Raw genomic sequence first — 18,377 nt, 5'->3', positions numbered from 1 at the left:
TCCACTACGGGCAAATTTTCCGTGTGATGATTGCCTGGCAGGCTGCCAACCTCTGTAATAGAAGGGACGAAAATTTTTTATGGCAAATACAGATGTGATGAATTTTATTGTAAATAACCTGAGTTATCTGGTAGGGATTCTGGGGATACTGGTGATTATCATGTACCTCTTGATTATCAACCTTATCTATAACCTTAATTATATGAAGAAGCGCTACAAGAAGATGATGACCGGCGTGGACGGGGCAAACCTTGAGCGCATGATGATTGGCTGCATTGACAGCACCAAGGCAGTGGCTGATGAAAATGCCAAGCTGTGGGAGGAAAACAAGGCCATCAAGGACCTGTTGAGCCAGGCTCTTACCCGGGTGGCTATTGTGCGGTTCCGTGCCTTTGAGGACATGGGTAGCGACCTGAGCTATGCGGTTGCCATGCTGGATTCTCATAACAACGGCGTTGTCCTGTCCAGCATTTTTGCCCGGGAGGACTCCCGCAGCTACGCCAAGCCGATTGTGAACGGCACTTCTACCTATGCCATGACCAGGGAGGAGGAAGAAGCCCTGCACCAGGCCATGAGCAATATCAAGACCACGCATTTGATACAATCCCAAACAAGGGTGCAGACCTAGGAAGTGCTTGCTACAAGGGCTTCCTAGGTCTTTTGCTGTCCGTCTGATGCGTTGTTTTGCCAGCAGGCAAGGGTGGCGTAGAAGCCTCCTTTGTATGGTATAGGTGCAAATGGGTGCATTTGAAATTTGCTAAAGTTGGGAAGGTATGCACCCCAAAAATTCCTTCCCTACAAAAAAATTATAAGAAAGAAGGATTTTGGTAAACATAAAGCGAATATTGTAAAGTCAAGTTTATATAAGCATGGAGGAAATTTGGGGAAATGATCAAATTGCGAATGGTAGTAAGAGCTGTAGTTACTGCATTGCTGGTGATGGTATCCTTGTCTGTGATGGTGTTCGCTAATCCTTATCCTGCCACATTAGACGATGGCAATTTGGTGTTGGTGGACGGCGGCATGGGCGTGGGGCAATACGCCGAACGTTCGTCGGTCGCAGTGGAACGGTATATGCCGCCGGAATACCAAATTGCTATCGCCGTCTATTCAGTAACATTCTCCGAGGAATACTGGCGGCAGCATGAAACTTATGTGGGAGGTCCATACAAAATCGGTCAATCGTTAATCCTGCGTTTTCGCTATCATTGGGGAAGAAAGACTATTGCGTATGAACGTAGCGACAACTGGGCTGACTGGGATGTGAATCGTGATTATTGCCACGCAGATGGGCAGCCGCTTATTCCTTACGCTGCAGAGGTTGCATTTGTGTCGGCATACAATATGAGGTTTTTCGATGACAAGACCGGATACAGCCCGGTTTTGAAACGAGAGCGGCGCATTATCGACGAAAGCCTCTACCGCGCCCTCGGAATATAGGGTTACACAATGAGCATGAAAACGGATGCATTAACACAGGAAATCGATGCCTACATCAGGCATCACTTTCGTCCAGACGGTGTGCCGCGAGGATTCCTCGGCAAATTACCGATAGGAGAAACCACTGATCACCGTGCCGATGGGGCGACATGGGCATTATCCTTCCTGTTGAAGAAACTGGAGATGACCTTCTCCGAAAAGCTATTGCAACTCATCGATGACAAAGGACGCAAGCCAGCCGAAGTCTACGCCAAGGTGGGGTTGACTCGCTCACATTTCGCCAAGATAAAGGCAGATAAGGGCTATCACCCCACAAAAGAAACCGCACTTGCCTTTGCCATCGCCTTGCACCTTAACCTCAACGAGACCGATGACCTCTTAAAACGGGCAGGATATTCTCTTTCCCACAGCAATGAGAGCGACCTTATAGTCGAGTTTTTTATAGGCAGGGGCATTTACAATATTGATGATATTAACAATCAACTGGACATTCGCGGTCATAAGCCCCTTACCAATTGGCGTAAGAGTAAAGATGAGTAACTTTTTCACGGAATCAAAATTTTTTCAAATGTTGCCTGTCAGGCAACCTATTTTCTTAGCCTCGCTTTATAATAGTGTCATTGAAGCCAATAAGGATATATCTTGACATATTTTGGGGAGCGGATTGCTCACGACATCGGGAGGGAATGGATTATGAAATTAGCGGAAGCACTGCAGGAGAGAGCAGACATTCAAAAGCGACTCTCGCAGTTGCGGGGGCGTTTGCTTAATAACGCCAAAGTGCAGGAGGGTGAAAAGCCGGTGGAGAATCCGGCAGAACTCTTACAAGAGATGGACTGATGCTGTATCATAATTGTTGACACTTTTTACTCGTATATGATGATATATAATAAGAGGAAAAGGAGGTGCTTTTCATGGCACGAAATCAGAAACACTATGATACAGATTATAAGGTACAGGCTGTAACTTTAGCTAAGGAAATAGGTCTTAGCAAAGCTGCTCGTGAGCTTGGTCTTGCTCCAAGCACTTTAAATGGCTGGATAAAAGCCACTCGTGAAGGACGTCTTATTTCTACCCCTGGTTCGCAAACACCTGGTGATGCAATGTCTCTTGCAGAAGAGATAGCTATGCTTCGCGAGCAAAACAAGAGACTTGCCAGGGAAAACAAACGTCTCAAAGAAGAAAATGAATTTCTTGAAGAGGCAAGCGCTTTTTTTGCAGCGAGCCGTCGGAAGTCAGCAAGAACACACGATTAAGGTTCCTAGCACTTAAAACTGATGACGGCAAAATCAAAGGTAAGCTGAGTCTTTACTGCAAGGTCTTAAATGTATCTAGGCAGGCTTTTTATAAATACCTTGAACGCAAAGACCTTCCATGGAAGTATGATTATATAGTTAATTCCATGTATGAAATCCTTAATGAGGATCAATATAATGATACCTATGGCAGATATCGAATGTTTGCAGCTTTAAAGCTCAAGCATCAGGATGATCCTGATTTCCACATACCTGGAGAAAGAACTATCTACCGTATAATGGAGGCTGTAGGACTTATACATCGCCCTAGACGTAATCCTAAAGGCATTACAAAGGCTGATAGAAATGCTAGAAAGTCTGATGATAAGCTAAAGCGTAATTTCAGGGCAGATAAACCTTTAACCAAATGCGTTACCGATATCACTGAAATAAAAGGCAGTGATGATAAACTATATGTCTCAGCTATTTTTGATTGTTTTGATGTAACTGTTTTAGGGTTGGCAATGGATACAAACATGAAGGCTCCATTGTGTGTAACAACCCTTGAAAATGCCTACACTACGCATCCAAGTATGAAAGGATGTATATGCCACTCAGACAGGGGTACACAGTACACCAGCCAACTCTACAGGGATAAAATCAATGAGCTTGGTATTATCCAAAGCATGAATAGTGATGGAGGCAGGTGTCACGATAATGCCCGCTGTGAGAGTATGTGGGCAAGGCTAAAGGATGAACTATTCTATAGCCGTAATCTTAAGTCTACTGACTTTACTGTAGCTCAGCTCAAGACAATAATCTGGAGATACTTCATGAGCTACTGGAACAACAGGAGAATCTGCTCATCCAATGATGGGCTTCCACCCAAGGTTAAGAGAGATAGATACTATGCTGCTCTACCTATAGCTGCATAGCTATCTTCTTTATACGAGTTTAATGTGTCAACCAATATTGACAATATCAGACGGCATGATTTTACGGCTTGAGGAACTTATCCTGCACATCAACATGACCAATGCCCGTACTGCGGACAACGGGGAGACGCTTACTTCGCTTTTGGCCAAGCGAGAATGTCTACAAAATAAAGTCGGCCTCATGCGCGATTTCCTCGACAGAGCCAGCGAATTGGTGGAACGCTCTGCATACACGGAAATCAAGGTGCACAGCACGGTGTCTGTGCCGGAGAAGCGAAAGGAACTTGACGCGCTGTCCAAAGACCTTCGAAACCTCGACTCCAGGATTCAGCAATTGAACTGGCTGACGGAGTTGCAATAATTATTTTGGTGTAGCGTTTTATGAGCGAGTACCGGCCCGGCAACAGGGTAAACAGTTGCACCCACAAAGAAGCATTTCGGGGCGAATGCGCACGGCATGAAGCCGTCATTGTCAGCCCTCATTGTTACAAATGCACATTTTACGGTTCATTTTTACTACCGGGTACTGACATTTACGCGAGGGTGGGTTGTGGGAATATCATTGAAAAAATTTCAGATGTTGCCTGCCAGGCAACCTTTTTGCCAATCTATTGTATTATACTGAATCCAGTCGAGCAATACGACGAGATTTTGTATAGGAGGAGATTGATATGAGTGATTGGTGGAAAAATGGTTTGCTTGTAGCTGCAGGTGGCGTAGCAGGACTGGCATTGGCGGCATGGCTTGAATCAGAAGATAAGTCCGACTATTGGGACTATGACGAAGAAGTCGAGCGTGCCAAGGTTAAAGCCCTCAAATCTGACGGCATGAAGATTTTAGTTGAGAAGGTAAAGAGCGAGGCCGAGTGGGCTATGGAGGAATGCGCCACGGACGAGGAACGGGAAGCCGTGTATGCCGAGGTAGAAGAAACTGTAAAAAAACTCCAAGCTAAACTCGCCAAACACGGGGAAAAGATTATCGAAAGCCTCAAGGCGCAGGCTACCGAAGCTCAAATGACCGATGAGGAAGAATCAGGTTTTATGGAGAACGGTCAAGAGAAGGCTGTCAGGAACTTCAAAAGCAAAATGGAGGACTTGACAAAGTCTCTGGACGAAACGTTGGCCTCAATAAAGCCGGAAACTGCTCCGACCGGAGCATGATACGCTAATTGGACGGCTGTCTGTACCGATGACAACCGTCCACAGATACACCGATTTTACAAAGTGACACCATTGGGCAAGGCGATGGAGGTGATCCGCTTATGAATTTTCTGCTAAACGGCATTCGAGGCAACCGTGTGCGTCACGACAACCCTTGTGAGATTGAGATCGGCGATGTCGTGTCGGTGGAGTGTGATATGCTATTGAAGCGTTACGGCATCTGGACGGGAGAGAAATTTATCCTCTACGGCGAGGATAGGTGGGGAAAGCACAGTGTCCATGAAGAAACCTTCGGAAATTTCATGAGGGGAGCAGAGCATTTTGCTATCTGCCGGTTTCCAAAAAGATACGGGCGACCGACAGAGTGGTCGCAGCCCATACGAATCGGCTCCATCGTCATGCCGCAAAAGGATATGGTAGAACTTTTGGATATGCTCAGGAAAACAGAGCAGTACAAGCTCTATCCGCCAGAAGAAACCGTGCAACGCGCCCAAAGCAAATTAGGCATGGGAGGCTACCCCACAAGTGAGCATTTTGCCGTTTGGTGCAAAACCGGCATAGCCGAGTCCTATGAGCTTCAGTCTCTGCGAAAAGTTCTCAATCGCTTTATTGTTTATTGAAGCAGGAATATTCGGAGGCAGGGTGAATTTATAAGCAATGAACCAAGTTGATGGGAGGTATTGAAATTGGGACACACAGAGTCGTACAATCACTATCATGATATGCTTGAAAATGTAAGTGCGTTGTACAAAAAATATAATATGCCGATGGAGCGGATCACAGAAGAAATTGATTCGTTGGACAAGTTTCAGGTAACTACGCCGCTTATCGGTGAATTCAGCACAGGCAAAAGTTCGCTCATCAACGCCATGCTGGGCAGTGATTACCTTGGTATCAACCTGTTGCCGGAAACTTCCGTTCCTGCGGAAATCTGTTATGGGGATAAGGAAAGGGCGGTTATTCAGGAAGTTGACAAAAATGATGGAACAACACGAGCAAAGGAAATGCCTCTCTCTGAATTTAAGGATAGCAAGTTGTCGGCAAGCGATGTGAAGAAGGCGCAAATTTTCGTCAACAATGACTTTCTTCGCACCGTAAGCACGGTGAAACTTGTGGATATGCCGGGGTTTAATTCCGGCTTGGAACTTCATAATCGCGCCATCGACGAATATATGCCGGAAAGTCTTGCCTATATCATTACTTTCTCGGCAAGAGACCCCGCTATACCGGCAGATATGGCAACTTTTCTGCGGGAACTTAAACTGCACGATGCTCCTGTTTATCTACTTATCACCAAGTCAAAAAGCGTTTTGCCCAAGGAACTTGACCAATGCGTAGCCCGTATTCGCGAGGATGCTAAAAAATATTTGGGGATGAAGGATGTAAACATCAGCTGTACCAACGCCAAGGGCAAGCCGGAAGATATTAACGCCGAGCCTTTGCGTGAGATTTTGTCGGAAATCGAAGGCAAAAGCCAAAGCATATTTGAACAGGAGGCAACGCGCAAGCTGAAAAAATATGCATCCGAACTTGCAATCTATCTTGAAACATCTATCCGCGAAGTAAATGCCACCCCATCCGAGATTGAAGCCCAAGAGGCAGCTTGCGCTCGGCAACTTGCTCGTTTGCAAGAGAAAATTGGGGCGGCACGGGAGGACTTTTCCTCACAGATTGATGCCAGTTTGAGCAATTTCCGCGCTCGCCTGACCGATGCGCTAAATACTGAATCCAGCGCACTCGAAAATATGATAATGAACGGTTCCGATGTCAAGGACAAAATAACCATGATTGTGCGGGAAAACGCCATTGTCTGCATGAAGGAGGATTTTTCCTCGCGTCTTAAACGATATGTCGAAAGGATTGCCGAAGCCGTTAAGTTGGACTTGTCCGTAGATACCAATTTGCAACTCAACGCAGAACAATTGCAAATTGACTCGGCCATAAAGGACACCATCAAAAAATCATTGCCTGTAATTTTATCCGCAATAGGTATAGCTGTGGGTGGTCCGGTTGGCGCGGTTATCGGTGCTGTGGTTGGCTTGGTAGCCGATATTTTCTTCGCCAAAAAACAACAGAACGAAAAGCGTCGTATGGCGCGGGAAAAGGTGTGTGAAATTATCCCGTCCGTCACGGAAAAAGCCGTCTCCGTTGTAGGTGAAAAAATCCGTGAGCAGGTGGATAATATTGGTGCGCAGATTGACGAGGATGTATCGCAGAAAATAGCAACGCAGGAAAAGGCATTGGCTGATTTGAAGGAGCGTCATGCGGAAGAAACTGCCGACAAAGAGAAACGGTTAGCGGAAATGAAATCCGACTTGGCGACTGCAAAGCAAATAATGCAAGAGGAGGCATAGCACATGGAATCCTTGGAAGAACAGCTTGATCTCTTAAAGCGCATTGTCGCGCCCAATCAGGGCAGAGAAAACTTGCCGGCAGATATTTCGCGAGTGGAGAAAATCATCAAAGAAGAGATACCAAATGCCTTGGAGAAACAGGCTCCCGCCAATTTCCCCGAGCTATACTTTGATTTTGAGTATGTGTATAGCCGTTTTTATGATTTCCTGCTCTTTGATAAGCTAATCGGCAAGAATGTGGTTGCTTTGGGCGGCAGTTTCAGCAGCGGCAAATCCTCATTTCTGAACAGTCTGATGGGAAAATCCGTTCTGCCCGCCAAAATAAATCCCTCCACCTCTGTACCGACATATCTTATCAGCGGCGAAGATATCAATGCCTTTGGCATCAACGAATTTGACGCTAAAGTACCGCTCACTTTGCCGGACATTAAGGCGATAGCCCACGGATTTGGCGCATCCGATGAAGAGGCGAACAACGAAGGCATTACGCTTGGGCATTTGCTTCGCAGTCTGTTTATCGCTACTCCCCTTGTGACCTATAAGCACATCGCATTTTTGGATACGCCTGGTTATTCCAAAGCAGACAGCGCATCTTATTCGGCGCGAACCGATGAGAAAATTGCTCATGTCCAGCTAAACAGCAGCTCGCATATTCTTTGGTTCGTCCCTGCCGACGCAGGTATCATCAGCATGGAGGATATAGACTTTTTGCAGGGACTTGACCGGGATATTCCAAAACTCATCATCATCACCAAGGCAGACAAAGCACCTAGTCCCGAAGCACTCTCCGAAATGAAGGAAAAAGTGAAATCGGCGCTTGATATGCGAGGCGTACCTTATGAAGATGTGCTGACCTTCACGATGCGAAAGAATTTCGCCTGTGACAGCGATGCCATCAAGGAGTATCTCAACAAACTTGACGAAAGCCAGACTCAAGCGGAGTTTGCCCATAGTTTCAAGAAACTGTTTGTCGGTTGTCGCAATTATTACGATGACAGCATTGACAGCGATAATTTAAGCCTCAGCCGCATAAATCAAGCACTGACATTGGTGGGCGACAACGCCGATGTGAACGGCTATCTTTCGAGCCTTGCCACAAGCACCAAAGAACACATAAAAAGCCTAAAGGATGCACGGGAAAGTCTGCGGAAATTGCAACAGGAGTTTTTTGCCGAGATTAAGATTGTAGCCGACAAGGTAAATATCTATATGCCGGAGCCAAGCGAGATAGATTTGGTGCAGGGCGAAACTACCGACCCTGCGGCTGTCGTTCATTCTATATTGCAAAAGCGGAATCTCTCCGTAAATCCTGCGATATTGGAGTCCATGCGCCGAAAATTAGCCGAAACTACACCAAAAATCAACGATCTTGCAGGTGGAGCAAATTACAAGCAGACGCTTGTCGCCATGCTTAAGGAAAGATTGGGATAGGAGATAGTGCAAAATGAAATCTTTACAAGAACTCATAAACGATGCCGACGACATACAAAAGCGGCTGACTCAACATAAAGTTGATTTGTACGAGTACGCGGAGAGCCTGAACGAGAATCATGTTGTTGACATCGACAAACTGATGATGAAAGCCTCCCATTGCAAGATTGAGCATCATATCTTACAAGATATTAACGATGATTATGTGATAGGTTCGTATCTGCAACTGTTGTTATCTGTGGCACAGGTAAATATCATCGGTGATAAAGGTGAATATCACCCTGCACTTTATGCTTGCCGTATAGCGGCGGCACTTCCGAAATTCCTTGACATGAATATGCTGTTTCAAAGCAGCATGATACTTGATGAAAAGGGAATCAGCGGTTGCGTAGATGTTTTACTTCAACATAAACTTGCCGAAATATTTGTTTTTGATGCGTTGGTTTTGACGTGCTCTTATGATACGGGGAACGAAGGGAAATTTTCATATATTGCAGATTTAGCTGCTTTATTTGCGATGGAAAAGGAACGAATAGATGAAATTTTGATATTGGTGACAACTGTTGTAATGGAGCAAGAAAAACTTGAATATAATTTTGAATTCATTGATTTAGAACAGTTTATATTCGTTCTCCTTTGCATAAAGAATAAAACTGATATAAATATTAACTCAAAGCGATTTTTTGTATGGAGTTTTCGCAATTTGAAAGAATTAGCAATAAACCCTAATAAACAAAAATTTTCGATAGAAGGATATCAAATTATTTTTTTGCATAACATTACCGTGTTTGTAACAGAAAGTGATTTTAACAATCAGGTACATCCGCAGCTTACCGTCAAGAATTTTGAGCAACTTTTCATATTTAATTGTGACTACGATAAAGAAAAATCACCTTTCGCCTACACTGGCTTATATGCTCCTACTTTAAATTTAGAGAATGGGGAAAAAGTTACGATTAGCAACTGCCATTTCATGAATTATACATCTTTCATTCCCCACTCCAGCATACAATGCAAAAATGTCAACTCGTTCCATATACAATCCTGTTCTTTCATGAATTTAGATTGCTATTTGTCAGGTACAGAACAAGATATTAGTAAAACCTATGGATTCATCTTAAACAATAATAATGTAAAAAAAGTAGCTATTTGTGATTCTTCTTTTATCGATTGTCGTATATCTCGTTCATCAAGTTATCCTGAAACAAATTATAAAAGATTTTTCCTTGATGGAAAATTGATTTTAAATAATTGTGTTGATGAAATAAAAACAGAAAATTGTATTGTGGAAAACTCTTGTAATCTTTCGTAGCAGTAAAAGTCATGTCTGGCTTTGATGTAAAAAAATAATTTTAATGTTACCGTTTAATTTGAGAGGTATTATAGATATGGATTCTCTAAAAAAGATTGAAAACCTTAGCGAAAGGCTTTTGAAGTTTGAGTATGAAGAAAAAATCGTTTGTTTTTTAGATATTCTCGGATTTTCTGAAAAAAATAAGGGAAGTGAACGACCCTGCGATATGCAAATTGTAAAGTTATTGAAATCCATAGAAAACATTATTAAGGATCAAGTGGCTTGTTTACAAATACATCAATTTGCCGATTCTATTATACTTTCTACAGATGCCAAGGATATAAACACTTTATTTAATGTGTTAGCAAAAAGCATAAGCCATGTGATATATGAAGAAACAGTTTTACTTACTTCGAGTGAAAATAATCAATTGACATGGGAGCAATCCCAAAAAAATAATGAATCCCTCAATCTAATCCGTGGGGGAATTACATTTGGAAAAGTATGTATGATAGATGAGGATGTTATAACAGACGAAAAAGGTTCTGCTCAAGGTATACTTCCCGCTATAACAATCGGGCCTGCCATTTCCAAGGCTCACGATTTAGAAAGTAAGATCGCAAAATATCCAAGGATATTAATAGATAATGTTGCTTACCGACAAATAGAACAAAATGATAAAAGCACATTAAAATATGTACCGATTGATTTTGATAATGAAAGATACTTTGATTTTATCTCATTTCTCAAAGATAGTGAATCGACTTATTGGGAATTAACCATGCAAAAACTTAATAAAGTTGCAAAATACATTACCCATAATTCATCTCAATTGGATCGAAACAGCCAATATGACATTAAAGTGAAACAAGGCTGGATGTATCAATATATATGCAGAACGTTAGGAAAACAACCATTTCCCAACAATAATCAAAAGGAATGATAACGCCAATGGAAGTTGATATCGTTATAGATGTCTTAACGGAGTGTTTGGTAGAACGCTCTACGGGGCAGAATGTGAAAACAGAGTTTCGCTCTCGCACCGAGGCAATTCGTCCTAATGATTTCCGTGAGTGGAAATTTAACTGGAAACTTACCGAGGAAAACGGTTATACTATCTATGAATTGTTCGTAACAGGCGATGATACGGTTCAAGGGAGAATTTCTCTGCGGATTGACGGTGGGGGGGCCAATGTTGAAATAGTGGAAACGGCTCCCCATAACTACGGACATAATGGCAAATACGAGGGTGTAGAAGGACGTCTGTTTGCCATTGCCCGTAAGGCGAGCATGGATGCCGGATGTAACGGAGTGGTTGCTTTCACGGCAAAGAGCAGTTTTGTTGATTATTACAAACAACTGCTTCACGCTGTTGAAATCGCTCCTCGAAGAATGGTAATATTAGAAGATGCCGCCAATATTTTGTTGAGCAAATATATGGAAAAGGAGTGACCGTCATGTTGCCGACAAATGAAAAAAAACATTCTGCCCACGACATATCTTATTATGCCGTGGATGGCAGATTGACCGCCGAACCCGATGGAAAGCGGTATCGCTGGAATGAGATGATTGGCAAATATCGGGAACTTGGCAGAGCCTTGACGGAGGACGAGGCTGATGCCTACCGTGTAAAATCCTTTGCTGAACTCAATGTAAAATAGAGAGGAATGATTCCCTGTGTCTATAATCTTTACCAAAACCAAAGAAAAAGAACGTGCTTTCACTGCGGTGAACGAGCGTTTTGACGCTGTTCTTAACGCCGTTCAGCCCTACGCCGACAAGACTACGCTGTCGGAAATTTCCAAGCTGAAAAGCAAGTTCAATCGTGGTGTTGATGATTTTTTCCGCAATGACCGCAAGCTCAGGCTTGCCGTCATCGGTCGCGTCAAGGCCGGTAAGTCTACCTTCCTTAATATGCTCATCTTTGACGGGAAAGATGTTCTTCCTCGCGCATTTACCCCTAAAACCGCCACCCTTACCAAGATTGAATATGCCCCGGAGGATGCTATCGAGGTGGAGTATTACTCGACAGCAGAATGGGAAAGCCTGGAAGAACTTGCAAAAAGCGATTCGGCAGCCGAAGAGGTCGTGGCGGCTAAAGAATTAATCGAGTCGGTAAAAAAATCTGGAATTGATTACACAGTATACACGCAAAAGAGGAAAGAGCGCCTGACATTCTCTTCCAATGAAGCGTTAATGGATACGCTGAATCGGTATGTTGGCGAAAACGGTGCTATTACCCCTTTGGTAAAAAGCGTCGTTCTTTATATCAACAGACCTGAACTGGAAGGCATTTCTATTGTCGATACTCCGGGGCTGAATGACCCCGTTCAATCTCGTACCCAAAGAACCAAAGAATTTCTGGAAGTTTGCGACACGGCGTTTTTCCTCAGCACGGCATCGCATTTTCTCGACAAGAGCGACGTGGATTTGTTGAAGGCTCAACTTCCGAAGAAGGGAATGGTAAAACTCGCTTTGATTTGCAGTCGCTTTGACGAGGGGCTGTCAGATGAATTGTTCAATTATGATACTTTAAACGAGAACATCGTTGAAACGAAAAAACAGCTGACGAAAGAAGCAAAAAGTAAATTCTCCAAAGAAAAGGAACGGTATATTAAACTGGGTGAGAATGTGTGCGCCAATTTGATGGAGGCTTGCGAAAATCCAATGTTTATCTCGTCGCTGTATCATAACATGGTAGGGCGGGAATATGACGATTATGACGAATTGGAACAACACGCCTACGACCTCTTGAATGACCGCGATGAGTTGAATCCCGAAACGGTTGCTCAAATCGGCGACATTACCCCTGTAGAAGAGTATCTGAACGAAGTTATTGCCAAGAGAGATGCGTTTCTTGCCGAGCGCGCCGATGAAATTGTGCCTTCTGCCGAAAAATCTTTGAACGATTATCTTGGCAGTTTACACGATCGCATGGAAAAGCACCTTGATACACTCGCCAACAACGACCGCGAGAATTTGGAAAAACAGCGGTGCGATATGCAAGGTAAAATCCATCATGTCCAAGCCAAGGTCGAGGAATACTTCGGCACGATGAGCGTAAAGCTGGATGAAGCAAAAATTGCCATTCTTCGTGATTTGCGCCGTAGCAGTCATGAGCATAGCCAACTGCAAGACAAAACCGGAACAGAGACAAAGTTTATAAAAACCCGTGTCAGCGATTCGACATGGTACAAACCGTGGACTTGGGGCTCGTCTCATACCGAGGTAAGTTCCTATCAGACCACATATACCTACGTTGACACCAGCGATGCTTTGGAGAGTGTACGTCACTATGCTGGTGAGGCCAGCACCAGTATCGAGCAGGGATTTGTTGAAACCACCGATGTGCAAAGCCTAAAACAGCATTTGCTGAAAGTAGTGGTCGATAATTTTGACGCTTCCGATGAAAACTATGATCCGGCTTATTTTCGTCTGCTTACGGAGAGAACACTCAATAAAATTGATATGCCGGTGATGAAGATTGATGTTGAGGATTATCTTTCGGCACTAAATGCCCAATTCTCCGGCGAAATTCGCGATTCGTCGAAGCGTAGCGAATTGCGTAGCCTTTTAGCATCATCCATCAGCAAACTTTTTGATGCCATAAGCGACCAATTCACCCAAGAAGTTGCTCGTTTCAAGGGCGAACTCGATAAAATCAAGGACGGTTTCAGCGAGGAACTGTTGAAGGACATCAATGCAGACTTTGAAGCTATCTTGAAAGAATGTGAAAATAAAGAAGCCAGTATTGCCCGCTTGAAGGAATATGTGGCGATACTTGGTAAATTGTGAGGGATGTATATGAAAACCATTGTCGAACTGCAGGATAGCATCAAGGGAATCACGATGAGCCTGCAAAACATATCCGTGGAGCTTTCGGAGTACGGTAAGTCGACGGACAACGCCCCTGCCGTTGACTTTTTGAAAGTGGATGCCATCGGCAAAAATTCTTTTTTGCCTCATCATCCGCTGACAAACTGCCCGCAGAAGAGCCACTATTTATCATTGCTCTTGACAATTGCTCTCAAGAATCGCGGTGATTTGTCTGCGTGGCAATTCTTATCCCGCATAGCTTTCGGGGCGGGATATACCGACGGTATGGAGTCTCTTGTGGCAGATGCCATGACGCTAAATGAGGCGAGACTTATTCAAGTGACCGATACCGTTAATCAATATGGCTTAAAGCACAACTTTGTCGTGGACAGCCTTGTCCTCTACACCGTTATGCAGGAGAAGAATTCTGCTCTGCTTGAATATATGGTGTCAATCTATGAAATTTTGGGCGTAGAAAATGCTGTCATGGACGAGTGCTTAACAATGGCGCGAATCATAGCCGAAAACGACAAAGAAGCTTATTTTGACAATGTCAATAAGTGGAAATATTTGAATCAGTGGGATTTCCTCGGCTATATGGTGAAGCGAGACAGCCGCATTGTGCATGAGTTGGACGGCATCGAGAATTATGAGGAAGAACAGGTTATTGTCCTCGATGCGAAAATTACGGGAGAAAAATTACCTGATTTCGAATCACATATTTATGGGGAAGAACGCGACCAATATATTGCAAGATTGAACTTGTCTATTGAATTAGATCGGTTTAAATGCAAGGAACTTGTTTTTCTTAACTGTAAATTTGATGAAATGAATTGCATTATCGCAAAAAAGAAGTGCGTTGTTTTTGAATCGTGTGTATTTGATTCCAGTTTCAATTTATTTCATATATGTGAAGAAAAGAGAGGGGGATATTATTACTATGAATGTGATATAAATCCCTTATTTAGCAGCGATTATTCAACTGATTTTACAGCTTACAATTTGAACGCTTGGATATATGTGGGTAATGCAGATTTCAAAAGATGCGTTTTCCAAAACTATGGCGGTGGTCTTCCCCTTTTAAATATGCAAAACGGGAACATCGTTAAATCTCGATTTATCAACTGCAGAAAGATAAATTGGCATGGTTACACCTACGGTTATAGTAGAGGTAACGTAACATTTACCTATTTACTTAAAATAGCAAACGGCTCAATCGTAGATACCGATTTTGAGAAATGTTCCAATCGAGTTGTTATTAAAGGCAATGATGCCACCGGCTGTTTCCTTCTTGCAGATAACACCGATATTGCAAACTGTAAGTTCACAAAATGCCAGAATTGGGTTGGCGGGGATTTTGGAAGGTACGCCAGCAATTACACATATCTTTTACATCTTTCATCGAACAGTAGCGTGAAAGACTGTGTTTTTGACGAGTGTTATTCCGAGGCAAAACACGATTCGGATAATCATGTAGAGTCATACACTATCGCCTGTTACAAGGGGAATGTTTCGATGGTAAAAAAATTGACGGATACAAATGAGTTTATCAACGGCAGTGATACATATCGTTGGCAAAAGGAAAAAGTAGGCGTAACGAATAGGGAAATCGAGTGATTGCCACATAAACGGTAATGGGGATATTGGTGTTGCAAATATGAGGTTTCTGACATAATGGTGGGTAAATAACCATGTTTAATTAACAACTGCATATTGAAAAACCATCTGTGTTCCTTTAGAGTATTAGTGACCAAACAAAAACTCTAGAGAGGTGTCCACAGATGGTTTCCACTAATACATTATGCAAAAAGTTACTCAATGTCAAGTCTGCAGTTATAAAAGGAGCAAATTTCTATACAGATGAGGACGGCGTTAAACATATTCGCATCCATGCTAGGCCTAATGTATGGCACGAGGATGACTGCCCATTCTGCCATAAGAGATGCCGACGGTACGACAAGAAGAACCCTCATCCACGTATCTGGCGGGGGGCGGACTGGGGTAGTACTCTCGTTGAAATATCCTATGACACGCATCGCATTGAATGCCCGGAGCATGGCGTGCTTGTCGCAGATGTCCCATGGGCTTATCCCGGTAGCGGCTTTACAAAGGACTTCGACCTTACTGTGGGGTGGCTTGCAACATACCTGCCCAGAAGCACTGTCTCTGAATATATGCGTATTGACTGGGAAACGGTCGGAAGGTGCGTCCACCGGACTATGAACGACATTGAACCGGAGATTTCCAGACGGCTTGACGGATTCGTGAATATTGGCATTGACGCGACCAGCTACAAGAAAGGTCACAAGTACATCACGATCGTCGTCAACCATGACACTAACACAGTTGTATGGGCAGCACAGGGCCATGGTAAGAGTGTCCTGACACAGTTTTACAGGCAGCTCACACCGGAACAGCTTTCCTCTATCAAGGTGGTCACCGGCGACGGTGCGAAGTGGATCACGGAATGCGTGAATGCGTTCGCTCCGGGCTGTGAACGCTGCGTCGACCCTTTCCACGTCGTTGAATGGGCGATGGAAGCCCTTGATGAAGTGCGCCGGGAGGTATGGCGTGAAGCTTACGATGAAGCCTTACAACTTGCCAAAGAACACCATGGAAAGAAAGGCCGTCCCAGTGCGGATGATGTCGAAGCTGCCAGGGTAAAAGCCGCCAGGGATAAAGCAAATGAAATAAAAAACTCCGCATATGCACTGGGCAAAGCGCCTGAACACCTGACAGAGCATCAGCAGGCAAAAGTGGAGATGATTGCTAAAAATAACAATAGGCTTTACCGCGCCTATTGCATGAAGGAGATGCTCCGACTGCTTCTGAAGATGAAGGATATTAATGAAGCCGAAGTAGAACTGAAACAGTGGCTATGGCGGGCAAGCCACAGCAGAATAGACGCATTCAAAAAACTGTACCAGAAAGTCAAGCGCCACAAGGAGCATATCCTGAATGCGATAAGGCTGGGGATGAGCAATGCCCGCATTGAAGCAATCAACAACAAGATCAAGTTGATCATCCGCAAGGCATACGGCTTTCGAAACATACAAAATATGCTGGATATGGTGTACCTTGTATGCTCGGATTTGAGGCTTACAATTCCCAACCGAAAATCAAAGGTCACTTGATCAGCATAAACACTGTAATAGCGGATGAAAAACACCCACCATTACCCCTGAAGAGCCAAAAATATTTTGCCTTTTGCTGCTATGAGAAATTTTTGCAATAATTAGGGATTTATCGCGATTTTTTATCGAAAAAATCCGTTAATGATGGTACAATATAAAAGCACTAATTTTGCATGAAGCTTTTGGATAGAAGAAAGTGGTGAATATATGGGAAAGATTATTGCTGTAGCCAACCAGAAGGGGGGCGTTGGCAAGACAACCACCTCGGTCAATCTCAGTGCGGCATTTGAAGGTGCTTTTAATAGACTGCGACCCTCAGGGGAATGCTACCAGCGGCCTGGGGATTGAAAAGGACGGGTTGGAGCTGAGCATTTATGATGCCCTGATTAATGATACGCCTATGGAGGAGATTATCATCCAGACGCAGTTTGGCCTGGACGTAGTGCCATCGGTCATGGATTTGGCCGGTGCCGAGGTGGAGCTGGTCAATCTGGAAGACAAGCAGTACAGGCTGAAAAAGGCAGTTGAATTAGTAAAGGAAAAGTACGACTATATTTTGATAGATTGCCCGCCATCCCTGGGGCATGTTACCCTGAATGCCCTGACGGCAGCTGACTCCGTGCTGCTGCCTTTGCAGTGCGAGTTCTATGCCTTGGAGGGGCTTTCCCAGCTTCTTTCCACGGTGCAGCTGGTGCAGGAGCAGCTGAATGAGAAACTGAGGATTGAGGGGCTGGTGCTGACCATGTATGATTCCCGCACCAACCTGGCCGAGCAGGTGGTGGAGGAAGTAAAGACGCATTTTCCTGACATGGTTTATGCCACCAAGATTCCAAGAAATGTGCGCCTGAGCGAAGCACCGTCCTTTGGCAAGCCGATTTTTGCCTATGCGTCAAGCTCCAAGGGAGCACAGGCGTATATGAGCCTGGCAGAGGAGGTTGTAGCAAATGGCTAAGAAGATAGGCGGCCTGGGCAAGGGGCTTGGTGCCTTCGGGCTGGGGAGCGGTGTCAGCAAGTCCATGGCGAATTCTGTCAGGAATGTGGAGGCAGTGCCATCAGCCGGCAGTGATAAGTCCGGCTTTGTGCAGCAGCCTGTCATGGAGCTGGATTTGACGCTGATTAGTGCCAACCCAAACCAGCCACGGACGGAGTTTGAGCAGGAGGCCATGGATTCCCTGCGGGACTCCGTGAAGCAGTATGGCGTGCTGCAGCCTGTCCTGGTCAGGAAGACCACAAAGGGCTATGAGCTGATTGCAGGGGAAAGGCGGTTCCGGGCGGCACAGCTGGCAGGGCTCAGGACTATTCCGGCTATGGTGCGTGAGTACAATGATGCCCAGATGACCGAGGTTGCCCTGATTGAGAATATCCAGCGGGAGAACCTGAACCCTGTGGAGGAAGCAAGGGCCTATCAGCACCTTTTATCTGATTATGGGCTGACTCAGGAAATGCTGTCTGGCAAGGTAGGCAGGAGCCGTTCCCATATCGCCAATTTCCTGCGGCTTTTGCGTCTTTCAGAAAAGGTGCAGGGCATGCTGGCAGAAGGCAGCATTTCCATGGGGCAGGCAAAGCCGCTGCTGTCAT

Annotated in this window: 19 protein-coding genes and 1 pseudogene; all 20 read left to right on the top strand. The window is 44.5% G+C overall.

The window, feature by feature from the left end; translation table 11 throughout:
* The first annotated feature begins 79 nt into the window (after window positions 1-79).
* Window positions 80-628: a DUF4446 family protein gene (locus FYJ84_RS13385; RefSeq protein ID WP_154408100.1), complete on the top strand. Its 549-nt coding sequence runs from the start codon at window positions 80-82 to the stop codon at window positions 626-628.
* A 260-nt stretch (window positions 629-888) separates the two neighbouring features.
* Window positions 889-1,440 (top strand): hypothetical protein, encoded by a 552-nt coding sequence (locus FYJ84_RS13380; RefSeq protein ID WP_235901504.1) that lies wholly within the window; start codon window positions 889-891, stop codon window positions 1,438-1,440.
* A 15-nt stretch (window positions 1,441-1,455) separates the two neighbouring features.
* A complete protein-coding gene (locus tag FYJ84_RS13375; protein ID WP_205764271.1) occupies window positions 1,456-1,980 on the top strand; it encodes an XRE family transcriptional regulator in 525 nt (174 codons plus the stop codon).
* A gap of 153 nt (window positions 1,981-2,133) precedes the next feature.
* The gene (locus FYJ84_RS13370; RefSeq protein ID WP_154408098.1) at window positions 2,134-2,280 is read left to right on the top strand and encodes a DIP1984 family protein; all 147 of its coding nucleotides are present in this window, start codon (window positions 2,134-2,136) and stop codon (window positions 2,278-2,280) included.
* Window positions 2,281-2,354: 74 nt separating this feature from the next.
* Window positions 2,355-2,696 carry a transposase gene (locus FYJ84_RS13365; RefSeq protein ID WP_205764270.1) on the top strand — a complete coding sequence of 114 codons (342 nt, stop codon included), beginning with the start codon at window positions 2,355-2,357 and terminating at the stop codon, window positions 2,694-2,696.
* A 32-nt stretch (window positions 2,697-2,728) separates the two neighbouring features.
* Complete coding sequence (locus FYJ84_RS13360) at window positions 2,729-3,610, top strand: IS3 family transposase (RefSeq protein WP_328596397.1); 882 nt, start codon at window positions 2,729-2,731, stop codon at window positions 3,608-3,610.
* Between the two features lie 37 nt (window positions 3,611-3,647).
* Window positions 3,648-3,971: a DIP1984 family protein gene (locus tag FYJ84_RS13355; protein WP_154408096.1), complete on the top strand. Its 324-nt coding sequence runs from the start codon at window positions 3,648-3,650 to the stop codon at window positions 3,969-3,971.
* A gap of 310 nt (window positions 3,972-4,281) precedes the next feature.
* Window positions 4,282-4,770: a hypothetical protein gene (locus FYJ84_RS13350; RefSeq protein ID WP_154408095.1), complete on the top strand. Its 489-nt coding sequence runs from the start codon at window positions 4,282-4,284 to the stop codon at window positions 4,768-4,770.
* Between the two features lie 101 nt (window positions 4,771-4,871).
* Window positions 4,872-5,390, top strand: a complete 519-nt coding sequence (locus tag FYJ84_RS13345) for a C40 family peptidase (protein ID WP_154408094.1) — start codon at window positions 4,872-4,874, stop codon at window positions 5,388-5,390.
* Between the two features lie 66 nt (window positions 5,391-5,456).
* Entirely contained in the window at window positions 5,457-7,124 is a 1,668-nt protein-coding gene (locus tag FYJ84_RS13340; RefSeq protein ID WP_154408093.1) for a dynamin family protein, read from the top strand.
* A gap of 3 nt (window positions 7,125-7,127) precedes the next feature.
* A complete protein-coding gene (locus tag FYJ84_RS13335) occupies window positions 7,128-8,555 on the top strand; it encodes a dynamin family protein (protein WP_154408092.1) in 1,428 nt (475 codons plus the stop codon).
* A gap of 13 nt (window positions 8,556-8,568) precedes the next feature.
* Window positions 8,569-9,867, top strand: a complete 1,299-nt coding sequence (locus FYJ84_RS13330; protein WP_154408091.1) for a hypothetical protein — start codon at window positions 8,569-8,571, stop codon at window positions 9,865-9,867.
* 76 nt (window positions 9,868-9,943) lie between these two features.
* Window positions 9,944-10,792: a hypothetical protein gene (locus tag FYJ84_RS13325; protein WP_154408090.1), complete on the top strand. Its 849-nt coding sequence runs from the start codon at window positions 9,944-9,946 to the stop codon at window positions 10,790-10,792.
* Between the two features lie 8 nt (window positions 10,793-10,800).
* Window positions 10,801-11,301, top strand: coding sequence for a hypothetical protein (locus tag FYJ84_RS13320; RefSeq protein WP_154408089.1), 501 nt, complete (start codon window positions 10,801-10,803; stop codon window positions 11,299-11,301).
* Window positions 11,302-11,306: 5 nt separating this feature from the next.
* On the top strand, window positions 11,307-11,510 hold the full coding sequence (locus FYJ84_RS13315) for a hypothetical protein (protein WP_154408088.1): 204 nt from the start codon (window positions 11,307-11,309) through the stop codon (window positions 11,508-11,510).
* A 16-nt stretch (window positions 11,511-11,526) separates the two neighbouring features.
* Window positions 11,527-13,644, top strand: coding sequence for a dynamin family protein (locus FYJ84_RS13310; protein ID WP_154408087.1), 2,118 nt, complete (start codon window positions 11,527-11,529; stop codon window positions 13,642-13,644).
* A 9-nt stretch (window positions 13,645-13,653) separates the two neighbouring features.
* Window positions 13,654-15,282: a hypothetical protein gene (locus FYJ84_RS13305; RefSeq protein ID WP_154408086.1), complete on the top strand. Its 1,629-nt coding sequence runs from the start codon at window positions 13,654-13,656 to the stop codon at window positions 15,280-15,282.
* 164 nt (window positions 15,283-15,446) lie between these two features.
* Window positions 15,447-16,799 (top strand): ISL3 family transposase, encoded by a 1,353-nt coding sequence (locus FYJ84_RS13300; protein WP_154408085.1) that lies wholly within the window; start codon window positions 15,447-15,449, stop codon window positions 16,797-16,799.
* Between the two features lie 207 nt (window positions 16,800-17,006).
* Window positions 17,007-17,751 (top strand): annotated as a pseudogene (locus FYJ84_RS13295) (ParA family protein).
* The coding region (locus FYJ84_RS13290) for a ParB/RepB/Spo0J family partition protein (protein WP_154408084.1) at window positions 17,744-18,377 on the top strand (634 nt) is incomplete at its 3' end. The pseudogene FYJ84_RS13295 and the gene FYJ84_RS13290, both read left to right, overlap by 8 nt.

The sequence above is a fragment of the Anaerovibrio slackiae genome (assembly GCF_009695585.1).
Taxonomy (GTDB): domain Bacteria; phylum Bacillota; class Negativicutes; order Selenomonadales; family Selenomonadaceae; genus Anaerovibrio; species Anaerovibrio slackiae.
The sequence above is the reverse complement of the archived record's forward strand: the minus strand, read 5'-3'. Positions and strand labels throughout refer to the sequence as shown.